10 protein-coding genes and 1 tRNA gene are annotated in these 13,277 nt (G+C 62.6%); 2 read left to right on the top strand and 9 right to left on the bottom strand.

The window, feature by feature from the left end; genetic code table 11:
- Positions 1-36 precede the first annotated feature (36 nt).
- Together ACO1XS_RS20275 and tcuC are read right to left on the bottom strand one after the other, a co-directional pair.
- Positions 37-828, bottom strand: coding sequence for a substrate-binding domain-containing protein (locus ACO1XS_RS20275; protein WP_486391544.1), 792 nt, complete (start codon positions 826-828; stop codon positions 37-39).
- Positions 829-844: 16 nt separating this feature from the next.
- Positions 845-2,146: an MFS transporter gene (gene tcuC, locus ACO1XS_RS20270; RefSeq protein ID WP_331566114.1), complete on the bottom strand. Its 1,302-nt coding sequence runs from the start codon at positions 2,144-2,146 to the stop codon at positions 845-847.
- A gap of 323 nt (positions 2,147-2,469) precedes the next feature.
- On the opposite strand from tcuC, the gene ACO1XS_RS20265 reads away from it, so the two are divergent.
- Positions 2,470-3,669 (top strand): MFS transporter, encoded by a 1,200-nt coding sequence (locus tag ACO1XS_RS20265; protein WP_486391543.1) that lies wholly within the window; start codon positions 2,470-2,472, stop codon positions 3,667-3,669.
- A gap of 55 nt (positions 3,670-3,724) precedes the next feature.
- Here ACO1XS_RS20265 and ACO1XS_RS20260 read toward each other — a convergent pair.
- Both ACO1XS_RS20260 and gltX read right to left on the bottom strand, forming a co-directional pair.
- Positions 3,725-3,800, bottom strand: a tRNA-Ala gene (locus ACO1XS_RS20260).
- 113 nt (positions 3,801-3,913) lie between these two features.
- Positions 3,914-5,317, bottom strand: coding sequence for a glutamate--tRNA ligase (gene gltX, locus ACO1XS_RS20255; protein ID WP_486391542.1), 1,404 nt, complete (start codon positions 5,315-5,317; stop codon positions 3,914-3,916).
- 205 nt (positions 5,318-5,522) lie between these two features.
- On the opposite strand from gltX, the gene ACO1XS_RS20250 reads away from it, so the two are divergent.
- The gene (locus tag ACO1XS_RS20250) at positions 5,523-6,500 is read left to right on the top strand and encodes a patatin-like phospholipase family protein (protein ID WP_414720138.1); all 978 of its coding nucleotides are present in this window, start codon (positions 5,523-5,525) and stop codon (positions 6,498-6,500) included.
- Positions 6,501-6,621: 121 nt separating this feature from the next.
- On the opposite strand, the gene ACO1XS_RS20245 is transcribed toward ACO1XS_RS20250, so the two are convergent.
- The 5 genes from ACO1XS_RS20245 to ACO1XS_RS20225 all read right to left on the bottom strand — a co-directional run bounded on the left by ACO1XS_RS20245 (position 6,622) and on the right by ACO1XS_RS20225 (position 13,177).
- Positions 6,622-7,308 (bottom strand): C40 family peptidase, encoded by a 687-nt coding sequence (locus ACO1XS_RS20245; RefSeq protein WP_331566120.1) that lies wholly within the window; start codon positions 7,306-7,308, stop codon positions 6,622-6,624.
- Positions 7,309-7,444: 136 nt separating this feature from the next.
- Positions 7,445-9,079 (bottom strand): ABC transporter ATP-binding protein, encoded by a 1,635-nt coding sequence (locus ACO1XS_RS20240; RefSeq protein WP_486391541.1) that lies wholly within the window; start codon positions 9,077-9,079, stop codon positions 7,445-7,447.
- Entirely contained in the window at positions 9,076-10,107 is a 1,032-nt protein-coding gene (locus ACO1XS_RS20235) for an ABC transporter permease (protein WP_331566156.1), read from the bottom strand. Before ACO1XS_RS20235 ends, ACO1XS_RS20240 begins: the two co-directional genes overlap by 4 nt.
- 82 nt (positions 10,108-10,189) lie before the next feature.
- Positions 10,190-11,236: a microcin C ABC transporter permease YejB gene (locus ACO1XS_RS20230; protein ID WP_331566124.1), complete on the bottom strand. Its 1,047-nt coding sequence runs from the start codon at positions 11,234-11,236 to the stop codon at positions 10,190-10,192.
- A gap of 51 nt (positions 11,237-11,287) precedes the next feature.
- Positions 11,288-13,177 (bottom strand): extracellular solute-binding protein, encoded by a 1,890-nt coding sequence (locus ACO1XS_RS20225; protein WP_486391540.1) that lies wholly within the window; start codon positions 13,175-13,177, stop codon positions 11,288-11,290.
- Positions 13,178-13,277: the final 100 nt, after the last annotated feature.

Genomic DNA, 13,277 nt, shown 5'->3' with positions numbered 1-13,277 from the left:
ACCTCGCAGCACGGCCCTGCCCGGCTGAAGGCCGGCTCAGTGTTCGCCGACCGGCTGAAGCCCTGTCGATTCGACCGCCGGCCGCGCGTCGGGCGACGCGAGATAGTCGAGAAGCTGCCTGGCTTCGCGAGGATGCGATGCGGCGGCCGGGATGCCCGCGGCAAAGCGCGTGACGGACTGCACCGATTCGGGAATCGTGCCGACGAAGGTGACGCCCTTCACAGGCAGCAACTCGCTGACCTGTTGAAAACCGACTTCGTAGTCTCCGGTGGCGACCACCGATGCAACCGGAATCCGTGGGATCATCTTCGCCTTCGGCTTGACGTCCTCTTCGATGCCCAGCTTCTTGAAAAGCTCGCGTTCGATATATACGCCGCTTGCGCTGTCTGAATAGGCAATCGACTTCGCGTGCAACAAGGTTTGCCGCAACGCGTCGAGCGAACCGATGTCCGGTTTCGGCTCACCTGCGCGCACCACCATGCCGATGCGCGAATCGGCGAGTTCGACGCGCGAGCCGGGGATGACCTTGCCCTGCTTGATCAGATCGTCGAGTGCATAGCCGACCATGATCACGACGTCGGCGGGCTCGCCGCGCGCAAGCCGATTCGGTATGGCGGCGGCGGACTTGCCCATCGACGGGCCCTGGACGGTTTCGAGCGTGTTTCCGGTTGCCGCGGCAAAGCGCGGGCCGAGCAACTGATAGGCCGCCGTGAAGCCGCCAGAGGTCATTACATGCAGTTCCGCGCTTTGCACGTTCGCCGCAGCAAACGTGCCGGCCAAAAACGCGACAGTAACGAACTTCCGCAAAACGGATCGAAGGGTGTGCATGATCGGACGGCGCCTCTTATTGGGATTGGACTGCGCCGAACGCTGCCGGCAAGCGACGGTACAGCACGAACGTTGCACAGCATGCGCAGGCGGCGGCGAGGCTCAGCCAGTACCCCGGTGCGGCCTTGTCGCCCGTCCAATGAATCAGCGCCGTGGAAACCGCGGGCGTGAACCCGCCGAATACGGCGGTTGCCAAACTGTATGCGAGCGAGAAACCGGCCACGCGGACCTCGGCTGGCATGATCTCCGTGAGCGCGACCACCATCGCCCCGTTATAGACGCCGTACATGAACGACAGCCACAGCAGCACACCGAGCATGCTCCCGAAGCTCGGCGCGTGCGCGAGCCAGGACAGCACCGGATACGCGGTCAGCACGGTGAGCATACTCATGCCGACCAGCAGCGGACGGCGGCCGAAGCGGTCCGACAGCACACCGCCGATGGGCAACCAGATGAAATTCGACACGCCGACACACAGCGTGACAAGCAGGCTGTCGGCCGTGCTCAGGTGCAGTACCGTCTTGCCGAAGGTGGGCGCATAGACGGTGATGAGATAGAAGCTCGTGGTCGTCATCGCGACCAGCATCATGCCGGCGAGCACGGTCGCCCAGTGGCGAGCCAACGTGAGGAACACCTCGCGCAGATGGGGCCGATGCTGCCGCTGCTGGAACGCTTGCGTTTCGGCGAGGTTACGGCGCAGCGCGAAGATGAAAGGCACGATCAGGCAGCCGACGAAGAACGGCACCCGCCATCCCCATGCGGCGATCATGCCTTTGCTGAGCCACTGGTTCAGCGCGAAGCCAAGCGTGGCCGCCACGACGATCGCGACCTGCTGACTTGCCGATTGCCAGCTGGTATAGAAGCCTTTACGACCCGGCGTCGCCATCTCGGCCAGGTAGACGGAGACACCACCGAGCTCGGCACCGGCCGAGAAGCCCTGAAGCAGACGGCCCAGCAGCACGAGAGCGGGCGCGGCGAGACCGATGCTGGCGTAACCGGGCACGAAGGCGATGAGAAGCGTGCCGAGCGCCATCAGCGAAAGCGTGACGATCAGGCCTTTGCGGCGGCCGACATCGTCGATATAGGCGCCGAGGACGATCGCACCGATCGGCCGCATCAGAAAGCCGGCGCCGAACACCGCGAAGGTCATCATCAAGGAGGCGAACTCGCTCGAGGACGGAAAGAAAACCGCGGCGATTTGCGTGGCATAGAAGCCGAACAGGAAAAAGTCGAACTGCTCGAGGAAGTTGCCGGCGGTCACGCGCAGGACGGTTGCGCTTGTGCTGCGTCGATTGGAAGCGACGGCTGCTTGTGGCATGGAGTGTCTCCGGATGGTTCGGTTCTAGTCGATACGCCGCTCGCGGGTCATGTGTTTGAGCTGCCGGGCGATCGCGCATTGTTCTTCGGAACCGTCTCCGATGTGAAGTGCAACTTTTGGATCGATTGATGCGTGGCGTCGATCAATCGATGGAAGTGAGCGGATGGCACGTGACCCGCGAATCACCGTCCCAAAAGAAGTCGCTTCTTTTATCGACTTAACGCTGCGCCAATAAACTTACGGCGAATCGCCGTGCATCCGCGCCGGCGGGTCCTTCCTCCCGAATCCACGTCCGGTCGATTTCGCATTCTCTTGGATCAACCTTGTCATCATCCGAAGCCGTTTCCGGTATGAGCAGCGAGCGCACGCTGTTGGCCGTCCTCTCGATGTCGGTGTTCTGCGTCGGCGCGAGCGAGTTCATGCTTTCTGCGATGCTCAACCCACTCAGCATCGAATTCGACACCGACTCGGTTCGCATCGCCTGGCTGATCTCGAGTTATGCGTTCGCCTACGCTATCGCGGCACCGATCCTCGGCTGTTTGTCGGATCGGATCAATCGGCGCCGTCTGCTTCTGATCGCGCTGCTATCGTTCGCGATCGACGGCGTCGGCATCGCCTTCGCGCCAACGCTCGGCGTAGCGATCGCGTTGCGGATTTTCGGTGGTCTCGCGTCCGCAGTCATCATTCCGACCTCGTTCGCCTTGATCTCCGAGGTCGTGCCGCGTGAGCGCCATGCGTCCGCGATGGGGGCTGTCATGCTGGGCATGACGTTCGGCATCGCGCTCGGTCCCGCGATAGCGGGCCTGCTGACGACCTGGCTCGGTTGGCGAGCACCGTTCCTGCTGATGTCGGCCGGCTGCATCGTCTCCTTCCTGATTGGTGCCGCCACGATGCCGAAACGCCACACCTCCGTCACGACGCACGAAACCCAAGGCTTCAAGTGGCTCGGCAACCGAAGCGTCACGCGTCCTCTGCTCGCGAAAGGCCTATGGAACGGGACGGGCGTATCCGCTTTCCTATTGTCGGGAGAAGTATTGCGTCAGCGTTACCAGCTCGATGTTGCCCATGTCGGGATGAGCGTGACCGCGTTCGGCATCGGGCTCGGGATCGGCAATCTGTCAGCGGGGAAACTGCGGCGCCTGATGCGCAGCGAGGAGCGTTCGCTGATCGTCGCGACGGGCCTTTTGATCGCTTCCGTCGCGGCATTCAATCTGCTATCGCTGCCGTTGTTCGGCGCGCTCCTATGCCTCACGGCGTGGGGCGCGGCGCTAGGGGCCGGCGCCCCACTGGCGACCACGGTCCTCGCCGCACGTTCGGGTCGCGACAAGGGCGCGGTTCTCGCAACCGCCGAGACGCTGAACAACGTCGTCATCCTGTCTGTCGTCCCCATCGCATCGGCGATGCTCGCGAGCGGAACGACCGCCATGGCAACAGCGGTTTTTGCAGTGGGCTTGGGGATAGGTGCCGCGCTGACGTTGCACGACGCGCTGGCGGAACTCTCTACGGACCGTAGAAAAAGATAAAGCCCCGATTGCTCAGGGCTTTTCTGACTACTGCGGCTGTCTGCGGACCATGTTTTGGTGGAGGTAAGCGGGATCGAACCGCTGACCTCTTGCATGCCATGCAAGCGCTCTCCCAGCTGAGCTATACCCCCTTGCAGAACAGAAACGAGATTTTAGAGGTCAATTCCTGGTTTGTAAATACCCTTCGCGAACCGACGCGCAATTTTTTATCGCAGCGCTCGAGCACGCCAGCCAGACGTCACGCTCACACGTGCTTTTCGATCCGACTCACCACGACGTCCCGACCGAACAGCGCCAACACCGCGTCGATCGACGGCGTATGCGTCGTCCCGACAACAACCAGCCGCAGCGGCATCGCGAGCTGCGGCATCTTGAGTTTGTGCGCGCCGAGCGTCGCCTTCAACGCGGCCGCGATACCCTCTTTCGTCCACTCGGCCGCACGCAGCGCTGCCGCCAGATCGGCAAGCGCCGGACGCACCGTATCGGTCAGATGCTGCGCGAGCGCCTCGGCCTCGGGCGCCGGCTCGCGATAGAACATGAGCGCGTTTTCGACGATCTCCTTGATCGTCGTCGCCCGATCCTTCATCAGCGCAATCACGCTCGCAAGCAACGGCCCTTTCGCCAGCGTCGCGTCATCGACGCCGAACTCCGCAAAAAACGGCAGCGCGAGTCCGGCAAGCCGGGCGTTGTCGGCTTCCTTGATGTAGTGGTTGTTGAGCCAGTTGAGCTTGTTGTGATCGTATTGCGCCGGCGATTTGCCAAGGTGTTCGAGATCGAACCACTCGACGAACTGCTCGCGCGAAAAGATCTCCGCGTCGCCATGCGACCAGCCCAGACGCGCGAGATAGTTGAGCACGGCCTCCGGCAGATAACCGGCATCGCGATAACCCATGACGCTCATTGCACCGTGGCGCTTGCTCATCTTCTCGCCCGCCTCGTTGAGCACGGTCGGCAAGTGCGCATAGACCGGCGGCTCCGCCCCCAACGCACGCAGAATGTTGATCTGACGCGGCGTGTTGTTCACGTGATCGTCGCCGCGAATCACATGGGTGATACACATATCGAGATCGTCGACGACGACGCAGAAATTGTAAGTCGGCGTCCCGTCGGGGCGCGCGATCACGAGGTCGTCGAGTTCCTCGTTCGAAATTTCGACCCGGCCCTTCACGGCATCGTCCCAGGCCACCATACCGGTGAGCGGGTTCCGGAAACGGATGACGGGTGCCACACCGGCAGGCGGCGTCGGCAAAGTCTTGCCGGGTTCCGGTCGCCAGGTACCGTCGTAGCGCGGCTTCTCGCCGGCCTCGCGCTGACGTTCGCGCAACGCATCGAGTTCTTCCGTCGACATGTAGCACGGATAAGCGAGACCCTGCTCGAGCATTTGCGTGACCACTTCGCGATAGCGGTCCATGCGCTGCATTTGATAGAACGGCCCTTCGTCGTAATCGAGGCCGAGCCACGCCATGCCTTCGAGAATGGCATCGACGGAAGCCGACGTCGAACGCTCGACATCGGTGTCTTCGATCCGCAGCACGAAGGTCCCCTTCATCTTGCGCGCAAAGGCCCACGGATAGAGCGCCGAGCGGATGTTGCCAAGGTGGATGAAACCGGTGGGGCTGGGTGCGAAACGGGTGCGGACGTTGGACATGGGCGGATTTCGCGCGATGGATACACGCATTGCGAGCAAACGGAAGGAGACCGCGATTATACCCGGCGATACCGAAGCCCCGCAGCGACGCGCTTCGCCGGGACGTGCCGCGCACGTCCCGCGCTTTGCCTTATGATGTGCCCGCGCACGACATTGCGCACGCCGTGCCCCAAGTCGCGCACGGTGCGCATCATGGCCGCAGGAGATATCGTTGAAACCCGCTTCCCCCCGCTCTACTTTGCCGCAACCACCGCAATCGTCCGGCTTGTCACGGCGCAACTTCTCGCTGGCCTGCGCCTCGATGCTCGTCGGCGCTTGCGCATCGGCACCGCCGAAAACAAGCGAGAACCCGCCCGTCGCATCGGCGCCCGAGCGGCCGCTTCGCATCGGTCTCGCGCTCGGCGGCGGCGCCGCGCGCGGCTTCGCCCATATCGGCGTCATCAAGGCGCTCGAAGCGCGCGGCGTGACGCCCGATCTGCTGTGCGGAACGAGCGCGGGCTCGGTCGTCGCCGCGCTCTATGCGTCGGGTATGAATGGCATCGCGATCAACAAGCTCGCATTGACGATGGATCAGGCTTCGATCAGCGATTGGGCGATGCCGTTTCGTACGCGTGGCTTCTTGCAAGGCGTTGCATTGCAGAACTACGTCAACACGACGCTCGCCAACCGGCCGATCGAGAAAATGGCACGCCCGCTCGGCATCGTCGCCACCGATTTGCGCACGGGCCAGCCGATTCTCTTCCAGCGCGGCAACACAGGTGTGGCCGTACGCGCTTCATGCAGCGTTCCGTCGATTTTCGAACCGGTCAAGATCGGTGGCCACGAGTACGTGGATGGCGGACTCGTCAGCCCTGTGCCCGCGTCGTTCGCGCGGAGAATGGGGGCCGATTTCGTGATTGCCGTCGATATTTCCGCCAACCCCGAGAGTGCGCTTACGCAGAACTCGTTCGACGTCCTGCTTCAGACCTTCACGATCATGGGGCAGACGATCAAAACCTACGAACTCGAAAAATACGCGGATTTCGTGATTCGTCCGAATCTGGCCGCGATGAGCGGCAGCGATTTCGGGCAGCGCAACGCGGCGATCCTCGCGGGCGAGGAAGCGGTCGCCAAGGTCTTTTCGCAACTGGAGCAAAGGCTCGCAGCGGGCCACGTCCGGGCCGTTTCCGTGCCCGCATCATAAAACGCGCGGCGCATAGGGCCCGAACCGAACGACAAAAACCGCTGCCGGCTTACACCTGCAGCGGTTTTGGACAATCGAAGAGCCCGTCCGCCGCAGCTGCGGCAGCGCGGGCCGATCGTACTCAGTTGCCGGCCGTCGCGTCCATCGTCGCGCTCACGCGCTGACGCAACTCGTCGGCCTTGACCGGGAAGCGCGATTCGATGCGGCGAGCACCGGTGAAGCGCTTTTCCCAGTAACGGTCGTCCAGATCGTCGACGCGGATCGTGCTGCCGGTGGACGGCGAATGCACGAACTTGTTGTCGCCAATATAGATGCCGACGTGGGAGAACGTGCGACGCATCGTATTGAAGAACACCAGATCGCCGGGCTTGAGGTCGCTGATGCGGACCTTTTCGCCGACACGGCTCATTTCTTCGGCCCGGCGCGGCAGCGCGAGACCGAGGGTGTCCTGGAATACGTAGCGGACGAATCCGCTGCAATCGAGCCCGGAATCCGGGGAATCGCCGCCCCAGCGGTAACGTACGCCGATCATGTTCAGCGCGCCGACGACGACATCACCCGCCTTGCCCGCCATGCCGGAGAAAAAGGCTTTGGCGCGGCCGGCACGGGTCGTGGGCTCTGCTGCTTGGGAATCGGGGGACGAAACTGAGGAAAGCGAGGTCGACTCTGCGCGAATCGGGTAGGCGGTGCTTTGCGACAACGTGTTCGCTTCGTCCGCGAACGCACCGGCTGCTGCGCTCATCAAGACGCCAACGAACATTCCGGTGACGACGCGCGCGCAAGCCTGGGCAAAGTATCGGTGCTGCATCGGTCGGTAGGATTTGCTTAAGAATCAGGGATCTGCGAGGGGTTCTGCGGAAAGTTTGGACGATACTAGCCAGGATGTAACCAGTTGTCAAAACAAATTAAAAAAAACAATCGGGGTACCGTCATAATTGCCGCGATCATCCTTGCATGCTGGCTGCGAGGAGCTTTTGCGTATACGGATGCCGCGGTTTCGAGAATATCTTTTCGACATCCGCCGTCTCGACGATCGCGCCGTCCTGCATGACCGCCACGCGATGGGCCATCGCCCCGATGACGGCCAGATCGTGGCTGATAAAAATAAACGCAAGGTTGTATTTCTGTTGCAATGTGCTCAGCAGCGCCAACACCTGCTGCTGAATGGATACGTCGAGCGCGCTCGTCGGCTCGTCGAGTACCAGAAGCCGCGGCTCCAGTACGAGGGCGCGAGCAATTGCGATCCGTTGCCGCTGACCGCCCGAGAACTCGTGCGGATAGCGCGCGAGCACGGTCCGGTCCATCCCCACTTCCCGCAATATCGCCACGATCTTTTCGCGTCGCGCGGCGGCGCCGAGCTCCGGCCGATGGAGCGCGAGCCCTTCGCCCACGATGCGTTCGATCGTATGGCGCGGCGAAAGCGAACTGAATGGATCCTGAAAGACGACCTGCATATTGGAGCGCAGCTCCGTCTTTGCCCGCCCTCGATAGCTTGCGAGCGGCTGGCCTTGAAATTCGATCGTCCCGAACGCGGTGCGTTGCAAGCCGAGCAATGCCATCGCCAGCGTCGATTTGCCCGAACCCGATTCGCCGACGATGCCGAGCGTCTCGCCCTGGCGCACAGCCACGCTCGCATTCGATACCGCCGCAAAGCTGCCCGAATGAAACCAGCCGCGCATGCCGGGCAAGCGGGTCCGGAATGCCACCGATACGTCGCGCGCTTCGAGCACCGCGGGCGAGATCGGCAGTACGGGTTGCACCGAACGACGCGGGCGGCTTTCGATGAGGCGGCGCGTGTAGGCGTGCTGAGGCGCTTCGAAGATCCGCTCGACGGGGCCGCATTCGACGAGCACGCCGTGCTCCATGACGGCAACCCGCTCCGCGAACCGCCGCACGAGGTTCAGATCGTGCGTGATCAACAGCACGGCCATCCCGCGCTTGGCCGCTTCCTCGCGCTGCAACTCGAGCAGCAGATCGACGATCTGCGCGCGAATCGTGACATCGAGCGCTGTCGTCGGTTCGTCCGCGAGCAGCAGGCGCGGACGGCACGCGAGTGCCATTGCGATCATCGCGCGCTGCCGCTGCCCGCCCGATAATTGGTGCGGATAACTGAGAACGCGCTTGTTCGGCTCGGCAATGCCGGTGCGCGCAAGCAATGCCACGGCGCGCCGCCGCGCTTCGGCGGGCGCGACGCCGTCGTGCGCGACGATCGTCTCGGCAATCTGCTCGCCGATCGTGTAAAGCGGATTGAGCGCCGTCATCGGCTCCTGAAAGATCATCGCGATATCAGAGCCGCGCAGTGCGCGCATGTCGCGTTCGCTCTTGGCGTTGAGATCGGCCCCGGCGAACCGGATGGCGCCGCTCACGTGCGCATCGCGCAGCAGTCGCAGGATCGCAAGCGCCGTGACGGTCTTGCCCGAGCCCGATTCGCCGACGAGCGCGACGCGCTCGCCGCGGCCGATCGCAAGCGTGATGTCGTTCACAGCGACGGTCTCGCCGAAAGCGATGCTGAGTCCTTCGATCGACAGCAGCGGCGCCCCGTTCGCATCCATGGCTTGATTGCTATGCGCCGCGCTCATTGGTTGCCTCCCGCTCGCATGGCATCGGCGAGCCGCGTGTCGAGCGCGTTGCGCAGCGCATCGCCCATGAACGTCAATAGCAGCAGCGTGGCGACGAGCACGCCGAATGTCGATAACGAGATCCACCAGGCGTCGAGATTCGCTTTGCCCTCCGCCAGCAACTCGCCAAGGCTGGGCGTCGGCGGGGGCACCCCCAGGCCGAGAAAGTCGAGGCTCGTCAGCGCGAGAATCGAGCCGCTCATCCGGAACGGCAAAAACGTGATGACGGGCGTCAGGCTGTTCGGGAGTATGTGACGCCAGATGATCTGCCGGTTGCTCAGGCCCATGGCGCGCGCCGCACGTACGTAGTCCTGCGTACGGTTACGCAGAAACTCGGCGCGCACGTAATCCGACAGCCCGATCCAGCCGAAAAGCGAAAGCAGCACGATGAGCAGCACGAAGCTCGGCTCGAAGATCGACGCGAAGATGATCAGCAAATAGAGCTCGGGCAGCGCGCTCCAGATCTCGATGAGCCGTTGGCCGAGGATATCTGTTCGGCCTCCGAAATATCCCTGGACCGCGCCGGCCAGAATGCCGAGCACACTGCCGATCAACGTCAGGATCAACCCGAACTCGACCGAAATGCGAAAGCCGTAAAGCAGCCGCGCGAACACGTCGCGCCCTTGCTGATCCGTGCCGAGCCAGTTCTCGCGCGACGGCGGTGCGGGATTCGGCTCCTTCGAAAAATAGTTGAGCGTGTCGTAGTAGTAATGGTTCGGCGGATAGATTGCGAAATTGCCGGGCAGATCGAAGCGGCGGCGCACGTACGGGTCGAGATAATCGGCGGGCGTCGGGAAGTCGCCGCCGAACGTCGTCTCGGCATAGGTCTTCGCGAGGGGAAAATAGAATTGGCCCTGATAGCGCACGACGAGCGGTTTGTCGTTCGACCATAGCGGCCCAGCCAGGCTCGCGACGAACGCGATACAAAAGACGATCAAGCTCCAGTAGCCGAGCCGTTGCGTTTTGAAGCGCCGCCAAAGGCGCCGCATCGGCGTGGGCGAAACGAAGGCTTCGGCGATCTCGCTGCGCGGCTGCGCGTCTTGCCCGATATGAGGACGGACTCGGCCCACGTCAACGCTCCAGTTGTTCGAATTGAATACGCGGATCGACCCAGACGTAACAGAGGTCGGAGATCAGCTTGGTTGCAAGCCCGATCAGCGTGAAGACGTAAAGCGTACCGAGCACGACGGGATAATCGCGCCGCACGACGGATTCGTACGACAGCAGACCCAGTCCGTCGAGCGAAAAAAGCGTTTCGATCAGCAAGCTGCCCGTGAAAAACGCACCGATGAATGCAGCGGGAAAGCCGACGACGAGCGGCAGCATCGCATTGCGGAACACGTGTTTCCAGAGCACGCGTTTCTCGCTGAGGCCTTTCGCCCGCGCGGTCAACACGTATTGTTTCTTGATTTCGTCGAGAAACGCATTCTTGGTCAGCATCGTGACGACGGCAAAGCTGCCGACCACCGATGCCGTGACGGGCAGCGCGATGTGCCAAAGATAATCCGCGATCTTCGCGCCGAACGAGAGCTGGGCGAAATCGTCAGAGACCAATCCCCGCAGGGGGAAGAACTGCCAGAACGAGCCGCCTCCGAACAGCACGAGCAGCAGCACGCCGAGCACGAACCCCGGGATCGCATATCCGACCAGCACGATCAGGCTCGACACGACATCGAACGGCGAACCGTTGCGGACGGCCTTCGCGATGCCGAGCGGCACGGAAATCAGGTAGGTCAGAAAAAATGTCCAGAGACCGATGCTGATCGATACGGGCAGCTTCGAAATGACGAGCGACCAGACGCTACGGTGATGGAAGTAACTCTGCCCGAGATCGAAGCGCGCAAACCGCGAGAGCATCAGCCAGTAGCGCGTCAAAGGCGGCTTGTCGAAACCGTATAGCGCCTTTAGTTGCGCGATCTGCTGCGCGTCGACGCCGTTGTGCGCGCGCAAGCCGAACGGCGGCGGCTGCCCCTCCTGGGCCGCTCCCTTGCGCAATTCATAGGCGGCCTGCTCGACGGGCCCGCCCGGCACGAATTGAATCACGGCAAACGTGACGGTGAGCACCCCGACGAGCGTCGGAATCATCAACAGCAACCGCTTGAGAATATAGGCCCACATAATCGGTTATCCGTCAGCATGTATGCACATCAACGCGTTTTAGCGGCGCATTCAGCGCGCGCTATCGGCACTCGATTTGGCGCCTGCCTGCTTGTCGGGCTCGCGCCACCACGTCGATACGATCCAGTCCTCGGCGGAATAGTACAGCGGCAGCGTCTGCGGATAATGCAGGTCGCGCCGGTAGGCGATCCGATGCGTGGTGCTGAACCATTGGGGAATGATGTAATAACCGTGCATGAGCACCCGGTCCAGCGCATGCGCCGCATTCACGAGTTCGTCCTTGGTCTGCGCATGCACCAGCGCATTGAGAATCGCATCGACGGCGGGCGATTTGAGTCCGCCCATATTGTCCGAGCCCTGCTCGTCGGCCGAGCGGCTGCCGAAGCGCGAGACCTGTTCGACGCCGGGAATCTGCGTGCCCGGATAACGCACGATCGTGACATCGAAATCGAAGGCGTCATAGCGTTTTTGGATCAGCGCGAAATCGACTGTTCGATAGATGGCGCGAATGCCGAGCTTCGCGAGGTTGCGGATATAGGCGGCAATGACGGGCTCCATCGACGCCCCCTGCCCCGAATCCTCGAGGATCTCGAAGACGAACGGCTCGCCCTTGGCATTGCGCAAGGCGCCGTCGCGATAAGTCCAGCCCGCTTGCGCGAGCAATTCGCGCGCCTTGCGCAAGTTGCCGCGCAACGAGTTCGGCGGGTCCGTGCTCGGCTGCACCGGCATCGGCCCGAACACAGCGGGATCGAGTTGTGCGCGCAACGGTTCCAGCAGCTCGAGTTCGCCGGGGCCAGGCACTCCCCTCGCCTGCAGCTCGCTATCGGCGAAGTAGCTGTCGAGCCGCGTGTACGCGCCGAAGAAAAGGCGCTCGTTCAGCCATTCGAAGTCGAATGCAAGGTCGAGCGCCTTGCGTACGCGCAAGTCCCGGAACAAGGGCCGCCGCAGGTTCAACACGAAACCCTGCATCCCCGCGCCATTGTGCTGCCGGAATTCGCGCTTGATGAGTTCGCCGTCGTCGAAGCGTTTGCCGACATCGCGCCGCGCCCAGTTGCGCGCGATGTATTCGACGAGCGCGTCGTATTCGCCGGCCTTGAAGGCTTCGAGCCTCGCCACGCTGTCGGCGTAGAGCTTATAGGTGATGCGCTCGAAGTTGTTCGTTCCGACCCGGACCGGCAACGCCGCGCCCCAGTACGACGGATCGCGCCGATAGGTAATCGTATGGCCGCCATCGTACTGCTCGATCAGATACGGTCCGCTGCCGATCGGTTTGTCGAACGCGAGTTGATCGAACGGTATGTGCGTGCCGTCGGCGCGCAGGCCCCACTTGTGCGAAAACACGGGCACGCCGCCGGCGATCAGCGGCAATTCGCGGTTGGCCTGTTTGAATTCGAAGCGAACGGTCGACCGATCGACGACGATCGCGCGCGCGATGTCGGCATAGAAGGCGGCGAACTGCGGAGCGGCTTGCCGGCTCTTGAGCGTATCGAACGAATACTTGACGTCCTCGGCGGTCACCGGATCGCCATTCGAAAAGTGCGCTCGCGCATCGATGTGAAATGTCACCGAGCGGCGGTCGGGCGCGATGCGGATATCGTCGGCCAGCAAGCCATATGCCGAAGCCGGCTCGTCGAGGCTGCCCGTGGTCAGGCTCTCGAACAGCATGCCGATGCCGGGAGCCGCGTTGCCGCGCATCGTGAAGGGATTGAACTTGTCGAAGCTCGTGAGACGGCTGGGATTGGCAAGCACGAGCGTGCCGCCTTTGGGTGCCTCGGGGTTGACGTAGTCGAAGTGCGTAAAGCCCTGGGGATACTTGGGCGTACCGAATTGGGCGATGGCATAGGCGGCCTCGACCGGGGCGGACACACCGAGCGCGCATGCGAACCCGAACAAGACCAACAGCCAACGCAGCGCGGCGGTCCGTCGCAAACCTGTCGTCATAAGCACCTATGGTCGAGCGGGGATGGCGATATGAGAGAATTGCGCAAATTGTACTGAAAAACCGTTCGCCGGCCGCCCGATCGCTTACGCGCCGCCGTGC

The organism is Trinickia sp., assembly GCF_057351765.1.
The sequence above is the reverse complement of the archived record's forward strand: the minus strand, read 5'-3'. Positions and strand labels throughout refer to the sequence as shown.

Bases quoted from the DNA above. Each gene is read 5' to 3' on its own strand.
- ACO1XS_RS20245 (WP_331566120.1), bottom strand. From the start codon at position 7,308: ATGCAGCACCGATACTTTGCCCAGGCTTGCGCGCGCGTCGTCACCGGA.
- ACO1XS_RS20235 (WP_331566156.1), bottom strand. From the start codon at position 10,107: ATGCGGCGCCTTTGGCGGCGCTTCAAAACGCAACGGCTCGGCTACTGG.
- ACO1XS_RS20225 (WP_486391540.1), bottom strand. From the start codon at position 13,177: ATGACGACAGGTTTGCGACGGACCGCCGCGCTGCGTTGGCTGTTGGTC.
- ACO1XS_RS20230 (WP_331566124.1), bottom strand. From the start codon at position 11,236: ATGTGGGCCTATATTCTCAAGCGGTTGCTGTTGATGATTCCGACGCTC.
- ACO1XS_RS20240 (WP_486391541.1), bottom strand. From the start codon at position 9,079: ATGAGCGCGGCGCATAGCAATCAAGCCATGGATGCGAACGGGGCGCCG.
- gltX (WP_486391542.1), bottom strand. From the start codon at position 5,317: ATGTCCAACGTCCGCACCCGTTTCGCACCCAGCCCCACCGGTTTCATC.
- tcuC (WP_331566114.1), bottom strand. From the start codon at position 2,146: ATGCCACAAGCAGCCGTCGCTTCCAATCGACGCAGCACAAGCGCAACC.
- ACO1XS_RS20275 (WP_486391544.1), bottom strand. From the start codon at position 828: ATGCACACCCTTCGATCCGTTTTGCGGAAGTTCGTTACTGTCGCGTTT.